This is a genomic window from Ferrimonas senticii DSM 18821 (assembly GCF_000422665.1).
Taxonomy (GTDB): domain Bacteria; phylum Pseudomonadota; class Gammaproteobacteria; order Enterobacterales; family Shewanellaceae; genus Ferrimonas; species Ferrimonas senticii.
In genome coordinates this window covers 35,727-51,972 of sequence record NZ_AUGM01000022.1, presented here as the reverse complement: position 1 = coordinate 51,972, position 16,246 = coordinate 35,727, and the positions used below count along the sequence as shown (strand labels likewise).

The 16,246-nt window shown below is 53.9% G+C and carries 14 protein-coding genes; 4 read left to right on the top strand and 10 right to left on the bottom strand.

Annotated elements, in window-relative coordinates; all coding sequences use genetic code 11:
* Window positions 1–424: 424 nt before the first annotated feature.
* Entirely contained in the window at window positions 425–1,744 is a 1,320-nt protein-coding gene (locus G506_RS0112065; protein WP_028117091.1) for a DEAD/DEAH box helicase, read from the bottom strand.
* Between the two features lie 155 nt (window positions 1,745–1,899).
* Here G506_RS0112065 and G506_RS0112060 point away from each other — a divergent pair, with 155 nt between their 5' ends.
* Window positions 1,900–2,097 (top strand): TIGR02922 family protein, encoded by a 198-nt coding sequence (locus G506_RS0112060; RefSeq protein ID WP_028117090.1) that lies wholly within the window; start codon window positions 1,900–1,902, stop codon window positions 2,095–2,097.
* 13 nt (window positions 2,098–2,110) lie between these two features.
* Here G506_RS0112060 and G506_RS19600 read toward each other — a convergent pair whose 3' ends face one another.
* On the bottom strand, window positions 2,111–2,464 hold the full coding sequence (locus tag G506_RS19600; RefSeq protein ID WP_051202093.1) for a glutaredoxin family protein: 354 nt from the start codon (window positions 2,462–2,464) through the stop codon (window positions 2,111–2,113).
* 77 nt (window positions 2,465–2,541) lie between these two features.
* On the opposite strand from G506_RS19600, the gene G506_RS0112050 reads away from it, so the two are divergent.
* Window positions 2,542–3,438: a LysO family transporter gene (locus G506_RS0112050; protein WP_028117089.1), complete on the top strand. Its 897-nt coding sequence runs from the start codon at window positions 2,542–2,544 to the stop codon at window positions 3,436–3,438.
* On the opposite strand, the gene G506_RS0112045 is transcribed toward G506_RS0112050, so the two are convergent.
* The 3 genes from G506_RS0112045 to G506_RS0112035 form a co-directional block, all read right to left on the bottom strand.
* Window positions 3,435–4,565: an aminotransferase class V-fold PLP-dependent enzyme gene (locus G506_RS0112045; RefSeq protein ID WP_028117088.1), complete on the bottom strand. Its 1,131-nt coding sequence runs from the start codon at window positions 4,563–4,565 to the stop codon at window positions 3,435–3,437. The two genes, G506_RS0112050 and G506_RS0112045, sit on opposite strands and share 4 nt — an antisense overlap.
* On the bottom strand, window positions 4,562–5,731 hold the full coding sequence (locus G506_RS0112040; protein ID WP_028117087.1) for a PrnB family protein: 1,170 nt from the start codon (window positions 5,729–5,731) through the stop codon (window positions 4,562–4,564). Before G506_RS0112040 ends, G506_RS0112045 begins: the two co-directional genes overlap by 4 nt.
* A 134-nt stretch (window positions 5,732–5,865) precedes the next feature.
* A complete protein-coding gene (locus tag G506_RS0112035) occupies window positions 5,866–6,651 on the bottom strand; it encodes an SDR family oxidoreductase (RefSeq protein ID WP_028117086.1) in 786 nt (261 codons plus the stop codon).
* A gap of 108 nt (window positions 6,652–6,759) precedes the next feature.
* Between G506_RS0112035 and G506_RS0112030 the strand changes: the two genes are divergently transcribed.
* Window positions 6,760–7,344, top strand: a complete 585-nt coding sequence (locus tag G506_RS0112030) for a uracil-DNA glycosylase family protein (RefSeq protein WP_028117085.1) — start codon at window positions 6,760–6,762, stop codon at window positions 7,342–7,344.
* A gap of 20 nt (window positions 7,345–7,364) precedes the next feature.
* Here the strand turns inward: G506_RS0112030 and G506_RS0112025 are convergent, their stop codons facing one another.
* The 3 genes from G506_RS0112025 to G506_RS0112015 form a co-directional block, all read right to left on the bottom strand.
* Window positions 7,365–8,279: a pseudouridine-5'-phosphate glycosidase gene (locus G506_RS0112025; protein WP_028117084.1), complete on the bottom strand. Its 915-nt coding sequence runs from the start codon at window positions 8,277–8,279 to the stop codon at window positions 7,365–7,367.
* A complete protein-coding gene (locus G506_RS0112020; protein WP_028117083.1) occupies window positions 8,273–9,367 on the bottom strand; it encodes a PfkB family carbohydrate kinase in 1,095 nt (364 codons plus the stop codon). The genes G506_RS0112025 and G506_RS0112020 overlap by 7 nt, the downstream gene beginning before the upstream one ends.
* 181 nt (window positions 9,368–9,548) lie before the next feature.
* Window positions 9,549–10,937 (bottom strand): L-cystine transporter, encoded by a 1,389-nt coding sequence (locus tag G506_RS0112015; RefSeq protein WP_028117082.1) that lies wholly within the window; start codon window positions 10,935–10,937, stop codon window positions 9,549–9,551.
* Between the two features lie 237 nt (window positions 10,938–11,174).
* On the opposite strand from G506_RS0112015, the gene G506_RS0112010 reads away from it, so the two are divergent.
* Complete coding sequence (locus G506_RS0112010; protein WP_028117081.1) at window positions 11,175–12,401, top strand: sensor domain-containing diguanylate cyclase; 1,227 nt, start codon at window positions 11,175–11,177, stop codon at window positions 12,399–12,401.
* A 32-nt stretch (window positions 12,402–12,433) separates the two neighbouring features.
* On the opposite strand, the gene G506_RS0112005 is transcribed toward G506_RS0112010, so the two are convergent.
* Together G506_RS0112005 and G506_RS0112000 are read right to left on the bottom strand one after the other, a co-directional pair.
* The gene (locus tag G506_RS0112005) at window positions 12,434–14,245 is read right to left on the bottom strand and encodes an RHS repeat domain-containing protein (RefSeq protein ID WP_156904892.1); all 1,812 of its coding nucleotides are present in this window, start codon (window positions 14,243–14,245) and stop codon (window positions 12,434–12,436) included.
* An 11-nt stretch (window positions 14,246–14,256) separates the two neighbouring features.
* Window positions 14,257–16,077: an RHS repeat protein gene (locus G506_RS0112000; protein ID WP_028117079.1), complete on the bottom strand. Its 1,821-nt coding sequence runs from the start codon at window positions 16,075–16,077 to the stop codon at window positions 14,257–14,259.
* Window positions 16,078–16,246 lie beyond the last annotated feature (169 nt).

Sequence of the window (16,246 nt, the reverse complement as noted above, 5' to 3'; positions counted from 1 at the left end):
TTCTCGTTCCACGTGAGTGCCCACACAGATTGTCTGACTAATTTTTAAAGAGCTTGTCTCGTTCGAGACAGGACGCGCATTCTAGCGTATCCGTTTGGTTCGTCAAGCGTTATTTTCTAACTTCTTTTTCGAACCGGTCGACTTGGTTTTCATTGCGGCGATTTGCTCGCTGTGCCCCGTCGACAGATGCGCATTATAGGGACGGTTTCGGCGCTGACAACTGTTTTTCAGCGAAAATGATTCAACTGCGCAAACTCCCAGCCAATACAGGATTGATCACAGAGTTATCCACAGAATCTGCGATTGCGGCGGCTATTTAGCGGTTACTCATCGCCAAATATCGGCAATATCTGGGGGCAGAGACAGCAAAGGCGAGCTAAACGCTCGCCTTTGTGCTTCTTCTATATAAAGAGTAGTGCCTAAGTTACTCGGCGTTGTCGGCCTTTGGCTTCTTGCGGAACATCATTGGCGCATCACCGACCTCTTTCAGTACTTTCTTCTGTACCTTCTTCGGTGTCGCTTTGCGCTTCGGTGCCGCCTTGGCGGTTTTGGTCTTGGCTTTCGAGTCGACAGCCTTGGCGGTCTTAATCTTAAAGCCCTTAAATTGCGCTTCCAGCTCTGGCAGCGCTTCAAACGCCAAAGGCTGGTTCAAGAACGCTTCTAGCGCTTTGAAGTTAACCCAGTCTTTCGGACCAACCAGCGATAAGGCATCCCCTTTAGCACCGGCACGGCCGGTACGACCAACACGGTGAACGTACTCTTCACTGTGCTTTGGCAGATCGAAGTTGATTACGTGGGATACCCGCGCAATGTCCAAGCCACGGCTCGCCACATCGGTGGTGATCAGAATTTCCGCTTTGCCAGCGGCGAAGTCCTGCATGATGGCGTTACGTTGACCTTGGTTTAGTTCACCGGACAGCGCCAAAGTGCTGTAGCCCCACTCTTTGACCAACTGCGCCAACCGGTCGGTATCGGCGCGAGTGGCGGTAAACAGGATCAGCTGAGTAAAGTCGTGCTGCTTTAACAGCGCCTGCAACTGCGCCTGTTTATGATCAAGGTGATCGGAGAACAGGAAGCGGTGGTTGATGTCGGCGTGCACTTGGGCTTCGTCATCAATACGAATACGCAGTGGGTTTTGCAGCATCTCGGCAGCGAACTGGCTCACTTGAGCGTGATCCAAAGTAGCCGAGAACAACAGGGTTTGACGCTTACGGTGATCCGCCGCTTTGTGGATCGCTTTGAGCTGCTGATCAAAGCCCAGATCCAGCATTCGGTCCGCTTCGTCGAGGATCAGCAATTCCAGACCTTTGAGGTATAGGTGACCATGCTCGAGGTGATCTGCCAACCGGCCTGGGGTCGCCACCACAAAGTGCGGATCCCGCGCCAGTGCTTTGCTTTGTAGGTTGAAGTCTTCACCGCCAAGAATAAGCAGCGACCTATATTGGGTGTTGGCCACCACCAAACGCAGTTGCCCATATACCTGCTTGGCCAGCTCGCGGGTTGGCGCCAAGATCAGTACCCGAGGATCTTTCTTTGATAATGCCTTGGATTTAATTACCCGCTGCAACGCCGGTAACAGATATGCCAGCGTCTTCCCTGAGCCAGTACGAGATGATGCCAATAGATCCCGTCCTGCGATGGCCGCCGGAATGGCCTTTTGCTGGATTTCGGTCGCTTGGGCAAAACCCAAGTGTTCTACGGTGGCTAACAGGCGGCGATCAAGCGCCAGCTCAGAAAAATGCAAAGTGGATTCCCCAAACAGGTAAAAAGAAAAATTATACCTTGATTTGGGCAACTCTCGTCCATGTTTCCATCGCTGGCTCCACAATGCTGTTGAGGTCAACCAGGCATTTGCCGACTAGGCTAGGAAGGTCACGCTTGAGTATCAGAGGAATTTACATGCACGCTGTTGATATTAGTGTTCTTTATTACGATGAAAACTCATTGGTAATGGAAAAGGCACTACTGCGCGATCTGAAGCTGGGACCATCCGGCCGGGTCGTCTTGCCGGAGCAATTCCGCCAAGGCAAATCGATAATCGCCGTGCTCGGCGGCAATGTCGAAGTATTGAATCTGGTGGGCGAACGCGCATCCTAATCGCCGCGTTAGTTCAGTTTGATTGCAACGCCAACTGCAACTGCTGCGGACTGTAGCCGCGGATCAGTTTACCGTTGGCAACGAACAGCGGCACTCCTGTCCCTCCAAGTTGGCGAAACTGCCGGTTACCAACGTCACTGGCTTCGACGTTCAGTTCGATGTAGTTAATGTTTGCTTGGGCAAGATCCTGCCGCGCCCGCGCACATACACCACACCAGGTGGCCCCGTACATTACTACATCCACTTGGTGCTCTGCCTGGATCTCTGCTGCCAACCGGTTCACCGCATTTAGCTGATAAATCGCAAATCCCAGCAATCCCATAACCAACAGCAGCAGAGCAATGCTTAAGCGTTTATTTATGGTCATTGATGTTCCTTGTTGCGGTGCTGCTGGACTGTTAGCCTGACGGCCATCTCAGCCCCCTTGGTCTTTTGAGGCATTCGTTGAATACCCTAATTATCTTATCACCGTTGGCGGTCGGCTACCTGATCAAGCTTAGCCAACCGCAGCTTCTTAAACTGATCGGCCATGCTCTCACTGCCATGGTTTATTTGATTCTAATTATTATGGGGATGGGCTTGGCCAGTCTCGATAATCTTGGCGAGCAGATGGGAAATATTGCCCAGATGGTGACGGTACTGGTTGGCTTAACGCTGATCGCCAATCTGGCGGCACTGCCATTGGTCGATCGTTGGCTGCCATTAACGGTGCAATTGAGTGAACAGCAAAGCAACACAGCGGCGATGGTGCGCGAATCGGTGCAGCTCGCGCTGGTAGTGATTGGCGGTTTCTTGCTAGGGCTGGTGATCCCGCTGCCGCATTCCACTTTAGATCCGTTGGCGCTGGGCATTTTGATGGCGATTTTGCTGTTGATTGGGATCCAGATGCGCGCCGCCAATATGAGCCTACGGCAAATCCTACTAAATCCCCGTGGTCTTGCCATTGCCGCGGTGGTGCTGATAACCAGCCTAGCCGCCGGTGCGGCAATGGCGTGGCTGTTTGAGCTGCCGATCCCTCATGGTTTAGCGATTGCCTCTGGCGTGGGTTGGTATTCGCTCTCTGGCGCGATGATCAGCCAAGAGTTGGGGCCGATGATGGGCTCGGTGGCGTTTCTGTCAGACCTGGCTCGGGAGTTGGTGGCGATTGTGCTGATCCCAATGCTGATGCGACGCACCCCAGCAGGTGCCATCGGCTATGGCGGTGCCACCTCGATGGACTTCACCTTACCGATGATCCAAAAAAGCGGCGGGCCGATGACGGTACCGGTGGCGATTGTCTCCGGCTTCCTACTATCGCTGTCGGCGCCGATTCTTATCCCACTATTCTTAGGCTGGGCTTAATCTCGCCCGCCAGCCGTCACCACTGCTTGGATGGCGGCAATCATCGCATCGATGTCGTCGCTGTCGTTATAGATATGCGGCGACAATCGGACCCCGGCATGTCGCTCATCCAGCATCCCGCCAGCCGCCTGCAATGCCGATAACAACCGCGGTTGTTTGGCGCCCACATTAATAATCAAGGTACCGCTACGCTGCGTCGCTTGATGCGGCGACACCACCAAATCCCCGATCTGCTCCAATAATTGCTGTTGCAGTGCGAGGTTGTGCTGACGAACACGATCGATCCCTAACTGGTTGAAATAGCCAATGCTGTCGGCGGCAATCACAAACGGGGCTACCGAGGGCGTTCCGCCCCAAAACCGCAGCGCTTCATCGTGATACTGAAATTGATGAATATCCATCGCAAACGGATCTTGATGGGAAAACCAGCCCACATCCTTGGGCTGACACTGACAATTAAGCTCTGGTCGTAACCACATAAAGCCCGCTCCCGCGCCGCCACAAAGCCACTTCAAGCACGAACCGAACAGCATATCGATACCCAGTGCAGAGGCATTTAGCGGGATCACTCCAGCGGTTTGGGCTACGTCCACCGCCGTTAAGATCCCTTTGGTTCGAGCCAGCTGAGCAATTTCTGCCAAAGGGGCCAGCGCTCCAAGGTTGGAGAAACCATGAGTTACCCACACCAGCGCCAAATCGTCGGTTATATAACGCTCCCATACGTTGGCATCGGTCAGATCCAGATGCTTAGGAATAAAGCGGATCTGCTCTGTCCCCAGCGGCAGCGCTTTGGCCAACGCAAAGCCGATGCTGGGAAAGTCATGTTCGCTCATCAGCAGCGGTTTGCCCGCTTGCAGCGCCGGCAAGGCCATTGCCACTTTAGCGACACCGCTAGAGACATTGCTCTGCGGACATACACCGCTAGCATCTACCGCAAACAGCAGCGCGAGTTGCTGCCGAAACCGTTCAATTTCAGCAAGCCAGCCCGCCCAAGGCTCGGCACTGTTGCCAGCCCAAGGTTCGAGATAGCGCTGCGCAATTACCTGCCCCACTCGGATTAGCGGCCGACCAGCACTGTGGCTGGCCAGGTAGTGGCCATTGGGCAGTTGAAAATCGGCGCGACTCATAACCGTCCCCGCAGCGTTTCAAGCTGATCAAAACTGGTGACGATATCGTCGCGTTGCACACCGGCACGGCGATCGCATAGATCGGTTAACGATTGCAGCAGCCCCGCCAACTGTGGCCCAGACGCGGTTAATTGCCCCATGTGTTTGGTCGCCATCTGCTCGGCGGGTTTGACGATGTAACTGTGCACCAGTTGCTGATGGTGCTGAGTGGCAATATCACCGTGCAACTGACACAGCCGCAGGAACGCCTGCAGATGCTGTGAATACCAGGGTTGACGCTGCTGCGACGCCGGTAATCCTAAAAATTCGCTCATCAAACTGCGACGGCGCATGGTATCGCGCAGGATCGCTTGGTCTTCCGGCATCATATATAGGAACTTCTCGACCAACATCCGACCATAGGCTGGCTCGTTGGCCTGACACAGCCCCAACAACATATCGATGACGTTGATACCGGCAAAATCACCGGCATTGGCGCCGCGATAGACTTGGCTGCCAACGTGATGCGGCTTGTAATAGGGGCGCACCCCATAGAAAAACTGCTGTGGGTCCAGCAGCTCAAACAACTTTTGGTTACTGCTTTTGACCTCTTGTAAGGCTTGTTCTGCGGCAGCAAACAGCGCCAATGCCATCGGATGACTAACCCCTAGCGGCAACACTTTAATCAATGCTTCACTGGCGCGCTTAAAGGCTAGAATGCCTTTGCTGTTGTAATCGATAAAGCAGCGCTCGGCACTCAAATCGGTAAAGGTTTTATAGCGACCGTTAACGGCGTAGTTATGAGTACACAGGTGGGCGGTGGCAAACCGTGGTACCACGCCGATACTGGCGGCGATGTGCATCGCTAGCGCACTGGCTTCCTGCTGGGGCGAACGGCTGTCACGGTCGGGATCCGACAAGCCATGACGGCGGCAAGCGGCCAGATACAGACCAACATTGCCAAGCAAGTCAAACGCGCGGTCAAAGCCTTCATCGGTATTGCCTTGGGCCAACAGTGATGCGCAATATTCCCGCCCCTGCGCTTGCAACTGCTGCTTAAGCTCAGTGCCAATGTTATCGACGTTAGCCTTATCATCTTGCTGCCAGTAGCGACGCTCTAATTCGCTATTGAGCTCAACAAAATCGTTGCGGATCCAGTGATCAAATGCCGCTACCTTGCTGTTCATCCGGCGCTCCTTGGCCTATCGGTATCGTTACCGACTAGCCTTACAACAGCCCGCCATCGCTGCAATCCAGCCACCCACTGAGCCCACTGTAAAGCGTGGCAACTAATCCAGACAGCCGCGCCCACCATTGCACCTTAGCGGCGCTCGGCAATCGCCTTTGCAGCAATCCGATCGATCAGATCTGGCGCCAGCAGTCGCAACCAGCGCCCCAACTTGCCACGCAACGAGCCAATCCACAGTCGCCGCCGTCCGGCAATGGCAGCAAACACCTGTTCGGCGCACTGCTCGCTGGTCATGATCTTGTCTTGCTGCATCGGCGACTCGCCCAGCGGCTGACCGTCGGCGCCAATGGCGCGTTTATGAATTTCCGACACCACAAAATCGGGGCAAATCACGCTGACATCGACGCCACTGCCACGCAGTTCAATCCGCAGCGAATCGAAAAAGCCAACCATTGCGTGCTTGGAGGCCGCGTAACCGCTGCGCTCCGGTACACCGGTTAAGCCCGCCAGCGACGCCACCGCCACGATCTGACCGCGGCTCTGCTTTAGGTGCGGTAAGGCACTGTGGGTCAACCACGCGGCACCGAGATAATTAACCCGCATCAGCCGTTCCAGCAACGTCAGATCGTCCAGTTGCTCGAAGCGACTCCACATGGTGATACCAGCGTTGTTGATCAACATATCCAGCCGCCCGAACTGCTCAATGGTCGCCGCTACCGCTTGCTGACACTGCTGAGGATCCGCCACATCCAAGGCGATCACGGCACTGGCACCTGGCAGTTGTTGCTGCAACTCACGCAGCCGCTCAAGATTGCGTGCCGCCAACATCAACTGCGCCCCCGCTTGTGACAATTGTACTGCCAGCGCGCGGCCGATCCCTTCCGATGCCCCAGTTAATAAAATTACCTTGCCTTGCATGCCGTTATCCTTAACGTTATCGATAAAAAATCACTGTCGCAGGTCATCGCCCCGATGTCACCTTAGGCTGGTAGCATTAGTCACACCGCCTTCACTGCCAACGCTTCGATGAATCTCGATCCGCGCCGCTGCACCCTGTGCCACGACAAGCTGGAGCCCAAGCCACTGCTGCAGTTCTCTGCCAGCGCTAAAATCTTGATTATTGGCCAAGCGCCGGGGCGCAAAGCACATCAATCAGGCATTCCCTTTGCCGATGCCAGCGGTCAGCGGTTGCGGCAATGGCTTGGGCTAAGTGATGACCAATTTTATGATCCAGCACTGGTGGCGATCATGCCGATGGGGCTGTGTTACCCAGGAACCGGCCGCAGCGGCGATAACCCTCCGGATAAACGCTGTGCGCCGCTGTGGCACCCAAGGCTACTGCCACAGTTGCAGCAGTTGCAACTGACCTTACTGCTTGGCCAATACGCCCAGCGCCGCTACCTACCCGCCTTTGTCAACACCACCAGCGCGGTCACCGACTGGCAGCAAACCCTCCGCCATAAGCAGATTGCGTTGCCCCATCCCTCGCCGCGCAATAACCGTTGGCTCAAACAACATCTATGGTTTGAACAACAACTGCTGCCAGTGTTACAGCAACGCATTGCCGCCATAGTTCAAGCACAAAAAAGCCCGAGCAATGGCTCGGGCTAGTCGCTTGGGTAACTGGCGAATTAAGCGCAGTAAGCCTTAGCAATTTGCGCGCCCAGACGGGCGTTGTTCAGTACCAGCTGAATGTTGGAATCCAAGCTGTTGCCGCCGGTCAGTTCACACACACGAGCCAACAGGAACGGAGTAGACGCTTTACCAACGATGCCTTGCTCAACGGATTCTGCCAACGCTTGCTCAACCGCATTGGTGATGGTTTCCAATGGCATCGCATGCTCAGCTGGGATTGGGTTAGCAACCACCACACCACCGTGCAAGTCCATCGCCCACTTGGCTTTCAGTGCCAGGGCGATCTGCTCTGGGGTATCCAGACGGTAGTCGATACCATGCTCACTTTCGCGGGTGTAGAACGCTGGCAGAGAGTCAGTCTGGTAACCCACTACTGGTACGCCTTGGGTTTCCAAGTATTCACGGGTCAGCGCCAGATCCAGAATCGATTTGGCACCAGCACACACCACAGCCACGTCGGTGTTGGCCAGCTCTTGCAGATCGGCAGAGATATCCATGGTCTCTTGCGCACCACGGTGAACACCACCGATACCACCGGTAGCAAATACTTTGATGCCCGCCATCGCTGCCAGAATCATGGTGCCAGCCACGGTAGTCGCGCCATCTTTACCCGCGGCAACCACAAATGGAATATCACGACGGCTCACTTTGGTCACCGACAGGCCCGCTTTACCCAGGTGGGTGATCTGCTCTTCGCTCAAACCCACTTTCAGACGACCGCCGATGATAGCGATAGTCGCTGGGATCGCGCCCTGTTCACGGATCGCCGCTTCCACCTGCAGTGCGGTTTCCACGTTACGCGGGTATGGCATACCGTGCGAAATAATGGTGGATTCCAATGCCACTACCGGCTGGTTGTTAGCAAGGGCTTCGGCCACTTCTGGCAGGATATCTAGGTAGTTGCTTAGCATGATACTTCCTCTAGCAGGCGCATTACCGCCGCTGCTGACATAGTTGAACTGATGGTGTTGTCTGCCGCCAGCGCCAAACGCGCCGCCGCCAAACCAAATTCGACACTGGTGAACCAATCCCAGTCTTGTAGGTAGCCGTGCACAAGGCCGGCCATCAGCGCATCGCCAGCGCCGGTGACGTTGTTAACGCAAGTGGCGGTGGCTGGAATGTAACGCTGTTCATTGCCATCACTGGCGATGGCACCCTCGCTACCGAGGCTCAGCAATACTCGCTGTACCCCCAAGCGGTGTAATTCAACCACCGCTGCCGCCATCGATTGGTGATCGCGGATCTCAATGCCGGTCAGTAGCTCTGCTTCAAGGCGATTTGGCTTGAGGGTATGCACTTTGGCAAGAAAGGGCTTGATTCGTTTGGCTTTAACACTGGAAACCGGATCGACAAAGAGGATCCCGTCATCGGCATGGCGATCAAACAGGTAGGCCAAAGCCGCTTCGCTAAGGTTGGCATCGATCACTAAGGCGTTAGCACGGCTGATTGGGCCATCGCGATCCGATAAGGTGCTGGCATCAAGTCGCTCGATCAACGCCATGTCATTCAAAGCCAACTGCATCTCGCCGCTAGCATCATGAATCGACAAGTAGCTTGAGCTCGTCGCCCCCGCCACGGTTAAGCAGTGATCAACACCGATGCCGACGGCGCGACAACTGCGCTTGAGCATATCGCCCCAGTCGTCATCGCCAACGGCACCGATAAATTCAACTTGGCTGCCTAAGCGGGCCAAGTTATCGGCGATGTTACGACCGACGCCACCAGCACTGCAGCGCAGTTTGCCCGGATTGGAGTCACCATTCACCAAGTGGCTATCGGCGCGACCACAAAGGTCAACGTTAGCGCCACCAATCACCATCGCAAACCGCTGTGGCGACAGGATATAGCCCTTGCCTTGGATCTCGCCTTTGCGAGTCAGATTCATAATGTGGCCAGCAACCGCGCTGCGGCTGATCCCCAGTTGATCCGCCAGCTGCTGCTGAGGGATCAGAGGATCCTGACGCAGCAGTTCGAGGATCTGATGTTCCCGTTCGGTCATAACTTTTGTTTGCTTATCAAACTTTTGTTTGGAGCAATTGTGCTGTTGCCAACTGGGAATCTCAATGCTGTTGTGAATTTATTAGAGCGATTCACAAATCCAATCACAAAAAACGGCATCCGCGGATGCCGTTTTTTCTGGTTTGCGCATCTTTTATGCGGCAATAACTAACTACAGGCCATCAGCTGTGCTCCAGCTCTAGCGGTTTTTCTTGCGCTAACAATGACATATCGGTCTGCCCTAACATTCGTGACGTAAGGAAACCGGAGGTGATGGCACCATTAACGTTCAGTGCGGTACGGCCCATGTCGATCAACGGCTCGATGGAGATCAGCAGCCCCACCAACGCCACCGGCAGATCCAAAGCACTTAACACAATCAGCGCCGCAAAGGTGGCGCCACCGCCAACCCCAGCAACCCCAAACGAACCAATAACGATGGTCAGTAACACTGAGGCAATAAACAGTGGATCCATCACTTCAATACCAACGGTTGGGGCAATCATCACCACCAGCATCGCTGGATACAAACCGGCACAACCGTTTTGGCCGATGGTGGCCCCAAAAGTAGCGGCGAAGTTAGCGATACCGTCGGGGATCCCCAACTGTCTGGTTTGCGCCTGTACTGTCAGCGGAATGGTGGCCGCGCTAGAACGACTGGTGAACGCGAAGGTCAGCACTGGCCAGACTTTTTTCAGATAGCGCAGCGGATGACCACCTGCCAAAGTGATCAACACCAAGTGGACAACAAACATCAGTAAAATGGCGGTATAGGAGGCAGCAACAAAGCCAAACAGATTCAAAATGTCGCTGAAGTTGCTGGCCGCCAGTACCTTGGTCATCAACGCTAAGACCCCGTACGGCGTCAACTGCAACACCATATTGACCATCTTCATCACGATGGCGTACGCCACCTCCATAAAGCTGGCAAACTTCTCAGCCAATTGCGGTTGCTGCTGAAACAACCCTAACCCCGCCAACCCAATAAAGGCAGAGAAAATCACCACCGAAATGATCGAGGTGTCGCGGGCACCGGTCATATCCAAGAACGGGTTAGATGGAATTAACTCTAAAATGGTCGAGGCGATCGAGATCGATTCTGCCGCGCCTTGGCGCGACTCCAACGCCGCAGCCCGCGCCGCTTCACGGCTGCCTTCCACCAGACCCTCGGCGCTCAGACCAAAGGCTTGGGCCACCACCAGGCCGATAACGGCCGCGATCGCCACAGTGAATAACAACCAACCGATGGTCAGCGCCGAAATTTGCCCCAATGACTGGCCATCTTTGAGCTTCATAATGGCATTGATGATCGACACCATCACCAGCGGCATGATGATCATCTTCAGCAACTGCACATAGCCTTGGCCGGCAATATTGAAGTACTCAATCGAGTGCACCATCACCGCCGAATCGACGCCATAAAGCAGTTGCAGCACGCCGCCGTAACCGACCCCAAGCACCAACGCCAACAGCACTCGCTGACCCAATTTCCACTGCTTTTGCTGCAGCTGAAAGAGCCCCCAGAACATCACCAACATCACCAAGATGTTGGCGCCAACCATCCAATTCATATCGCTAACCTCAATGGTGATGCCGCTGCATTCACTCTAACGAAAGGAGGCTGATGCTATCCGAACTGATTGGTCTAACTATATTCATTTTAGAAATAAGAGATAACGGTAAGTGTGATGGCAAAGTTAATTGTTTATTTCGCTCATCTAATTACCGCTTTTGCCGATGAGTTAAGCTTACAATTATCGACAACTGCTAAGATAATCATTGTCTAACCATGTTTGCGACCAGGTAGTATGAGCGTTTCAGACAGCGTCAATTTTGGCGTCGTTATCCACCGAGCTTTCAAACCGCTGTGGGCTGACGACCGTTTTCTTAAGATGTACAAGTTCGAGAGTTTGCAGCAGTTGCTCGGCAACGCCTCGCTGCTGACATTGATCGAACCGCAGTCCCATGCCGATGCCGTCAACAACTACTATCGGCTAATGTCTGGTGAAGTCGCGCCGGCGGTGCGCCGTTCCATCAGCAGCGACCGGTTGGGTAACTGTTTTGCCATTTTAACGGTGGAACACTTCGTTGAATTCGATGGTGAACCGGCGCTGCAAATCACCATCATTGATATCTCCGCCAGCGAACGTCGCACGCAAAAACTGCGCGACAGTCGCAGCAAATACCGCAACCTCATCTTAAGCTCCCACCAAGGGATCGTAATTCATCGCAACTTTGTGCCGCTGCTGGTCAACGATGCCTACGCCCAATTGGTGCATGCAAAATCGGCGCAAGAGGTGTTGTCGTGGCCAAGCCTGATGCGGATCATTCCCGAGGAGAGTCACGCCGAGGCATTCAGCAAATACCACAGCGTGATCAAAGGCGAACGCTTTGGCGCTCACTCTATCGTCGAAACCCATTGTGTTGATGGCTCAATCAAGATGTTTGAACTGTATGAAAATGCGGTCGATTGGGATGGCGAACCGGCGGTCCTGGTGGTCTACCACGACATCACCGAAAAACATCATCTGCAGCAGCAATTGGCCTATCAAGCCAGCCACGACGATCTCACTGGCTGCCTTAATCGCCAAGCGTTGGCCGCCTATGTTATGCAATTTCAGCAGCAAGCGTTGCCGATGAGCTGCTTAATGATCGACATCGACAACTTTAAAGCGGTTAACGACAACCACGGCCATGCTGTCGGCGATCAGGTGATCGCCAAAGTGGCGGCCACGCTGTTGGAGCAATTTAGCGATCACGGCAAAATCAGCCGTTGGGGTGGCGAAGAGTTCTTAGTGGTGCTGCCGAACTGCCGCGAAGCGCAAGCGACGGAATTGGCAGAACAACTGCGCCATGAGATCGAGCAGCAACTCTACCCCAGCGATCAGGGCGACTTTAGCGTCAGCTTGAGCATTGGCCTGTCGACCAATGATCGCTCAATCCCATTCGATTTCGAGCAGCAGGTACGACTGGCGGATCTGCAACTGTATGTCGCCAAACACAGCGGTAAGAACCGCGTTTGCATTCATCACTAAAGCGCCAGCAGGCGGATACTTGCTGGCGAGCTTTAGTCATCTTCGATAAGATCCTGAAATAGACTGAGTAGCATGTCGTCGCTGGCTTGATAACGGCGTACTTGGCGGCTGCTGGCGTTAGCATTGCCAGCGCCGTTTTCATCGTTGCTGTAACCAGTCTCTAACAGGTAACCGCCGCTATCGAATTCGCTGTAGTGACGGCTGTAACTGTCGATCTCGCCATCACCATCGCTGTCTAACCACTCCTGATGGACAATAACCCGCCCTTGGTTGTCGTATTGCAGCTGATAGTCAGCGCGGTAGCGCCGATCGATGGTGCCATCACCATCATCATCGCTTTGCCGCTGGTAGAGGGTGACATTGCCGTGCGCGTCACGTTGCCAATGGTGCAGCTCTTTAAAGCCGTAGTTCATGTCATCAACGTAATCGCGATAGTTGATGTCACCCGTGCGGTTGCCCTGCTCATCAAACTGATATTGATAAATAATGTTGAAATCAAACTGACCGTCATTATCACCGTCATAGTCGTAGCGATAGAAGGTTTGATAACCACTGTCGCTGTATTGATATTGATGCCGACTGTGAGTGTCCATCTGGCCATCGCCATCGTAGTCTTGTTGCTGCGTCTGCTCGATCAGTCGCCCTTGCGCATCAAATTGACTGCGACTCTCGCTGCGATTATCGATCACCCCATCCGCTTGCCAGTCAATCCGCTCTCGATGCAGCACGGGGTTGCCAGCCTCATCGTATTCAAACTCCGATACAAACAACTCCTCCAGCCCAAACTGCAACCGATCGCTGTCGTTCTCTACCCGAAATTCAAGTAACTGGTGTAACTCGTTATAGCGCCAGTAGCTTTCAATGCTGCGCTCCAATACGCCCTCATCAAAGGCGTATTGCTGGCGCTGCAACGGCAACCCTTGAGCGCTGCGATTGGTACGATACTGGTCGCTGCTAACACCACCAAAGGCCAACGACTGCTCATCGACGGCAATTTCATTGCCCAACTGGTCGTATTGGAACTCACGGATCGATTCTCGGTATAACGAACCGTCTTCCAGATAACGGCGGCTTTGGTGGCGGCTTAGCTGATAGCTATGGTGGTACTGATATTGGGTATCGCGGCGTAGCTCCCCGGCCGAGTTATAGAAAGAGGAGCGCGCCTTTAAACCGGTTTCATCATAAACATGCTCATAGGTTTGATAGAGGCCGTCAGCGTCATAGTATTCCGTTGCAATAAGGCGCTGGCCACTGACCTTAAGCCCATGCAGTTGATAGTACTGCAGCAGGCCGTATTCCACAGGATAGTCAATTTCCCAACCCTGTTTGGCCAACCTTGGGCGCAATTGCTGCTGGTTAAATTCCCGAAATGGCACCGCCAAATTTAAGCCATCGGTCATTATCGCCATATCCAGCGGTCGCGCTTGCAGGCCGTCGCTAAGATCAAAGTTCTGATCCCACACCAGCAACCAACTTAGCAAGTTACTCAGTTGCGCGTACTCGCCTCGATAATCGTAATCACGCAGCAAACTATCCAGTTCCAGCGCATCGGTGCTGGGGGTAATCGCAAACAGCTCAAACAGGGTTAACTCGGCATGCACTGCCACCGGTTCGCTGACAAACTCGCCCAAATTCAGCGTCAGTTGTTGGCCGCTGACCGCGCTGAGCATGCCATTGGTAATCGCAACGCTGGTGCCATCCAACTGAACCGGGAATCCATCCGGCAACAGGCCATTGAAGTCGATCGCTATCGTCGCCGGTTGCTCTGCCTCGGTATCACCGCTATCGCAACCAACCAGTGCCATGACGCCAACCAGTGCCACCATCCAATGTGAGTGTGTCATCGCCTTTCCCCTTAATTATTTAGCCGATGCAGCAAGGTTCCGAGCACATCAGCGACGGCCTCGTAGTGGTAAATCGCGCGTTCATCGCGGTCGAGAATGCCGTCGTTGTTAAAATCGGTTTGCAGCGTACTTTGCTGCAGCAAGCCGTTATCGTCGTAGCGGTAAGTTTCGGTGGTCACGCTGTTTACCACGCCATCGCCATCAAAATCAGCACGATGGATCTGACTTAAGATCCGCCCTTGATCATCGTTGTGATATTCGGTGCTGGAGTAGCTGGCACGCTCCGGCTTGCCATCGCCGTTGGTGTCGGTTAACGATTGATAACTTATCGGCTGGTTGCGGCCATCATAGTGGTATTCAATGGTTTCCCGCTGACTGTAGGTAGCGGCATCTAGGTAGTTACGATAGTTGGTGATGCCGATGCGATTGCCATTGTCATCCCATCGGTAGAGGCTATAGACGTTGCTGTCCCAACTGCCGTCGTTATCGCTGTCGTTGACGTAGTAATAGCTGCTGTTGTTACCTTGCTCGTCATAGGTGCGGGTGCGACTGTTGTAGCTATCGATCACGCCATCGTTATCGTTATCGAAGTAGTTACCGTAAAACAGTTGCTGCCCCGCGGCATCAAAGCGCCATTCAACCAGCAAACGGCTGTCGACAACGCCGTCGTTGTCAGCATCCTCAAGCTCGGTAAAACGACGTTGATTGCCCTGCTGGTCGTACTCAAATAGTTGCTGCTGCGACAGTTCAATGCCATCAACCTCGGGATCGAGATCTTGCTTAACCGTGACGCTGCTGGCTTGAAATTGCTCGTTGTAGAGGTAGTGGTGATCCAGTTGCCGCCGCAAGTCGCCATCGGCATAACTGCGATAGCTAACCACGGTTGGCAACCCTTGCTGACTACGCAGGGTTACCTCTTCACTGGTATAGGATCGGTTACCACTGTCTTCGGTTTCAGACCAATAGCTGCGATTGCCAAGCGGGTCGTAACGGTGCTGTGCCACATCACCCTGCACCAGTTGGCCATAGACATCGTAATAATCAAAACGGCGCTCAAGCGGTTGCAGATAATCGTTGTAACTTTGCTGCCAGTCGTTGGCCACTAACTCATTTTTACTGCCGTAGCCGGCACGGCGGATGGGTAAGCCGTTATCGTCGTAACTGCTGTGCCAAGTGAGCTCCAGCACACCGGCGCGATATTGCTCGACGGTCAGTTCGCGAAAACCTGCAACTTGCAGTCCCAGCAGCCGGTAATAGTGCAGCAGCGCATATTCAAACGGGTAGCCCAAACGCCAACCTTGCTGCCGTAAACGCGGTTGTAACTGCTGCTCGATAAAATCACGGTAGGGTAGATTGAAGCTCAGCCCATCGCTCATCTGCAGCCAATCCAGCGATCGTGCTTGAATGCCATCGCTCAGATCGAAATTTTCATCCCACGCCAACAGCCAGCTTATCAAGTTACTAACCTGCGCCAGCGACCCCTGATAATCCTCATTCTGCAATGCCTGATAGATGGCATTGGCATCCAGTTGCGGCTCTGCGCCGAACAGCGCAAACAGGGTTAACTCATCACTGGCGATAACCTCGGCACTGTTGAAATCGCCAATGGTTAGAGTGAATGGTTGTCCGGCTGCAAGGCTAAGAGTGCCATCGGTTAGCGGCGAGGTGGTCCCATCAACGGTTACCTGCATCCCCGCTAAGATGGCGTGTGCTAACGGCGACACTACCGTTGGCGATTGCTCCGCAGCAACGTCATGGTTGTCGTTATTGTCACTGCAACCAGCGAGCGCCGCTAGCAGTGTCACAGCCACCGCGGTTTGCTTACCCATCATGGTACCCCTCCCTAAAAACCAGTGTGCTGATGGTTAACTGGGAGGCACCATACCGAAAATCGCTTAAAATTTAACATTCACACAACAAATCAAACGATTAGAATGTGTAAATCCACACGAAATTCATGGCTATTATTCGCCAACCAAACTGGCCGTCGCATAAACGCAA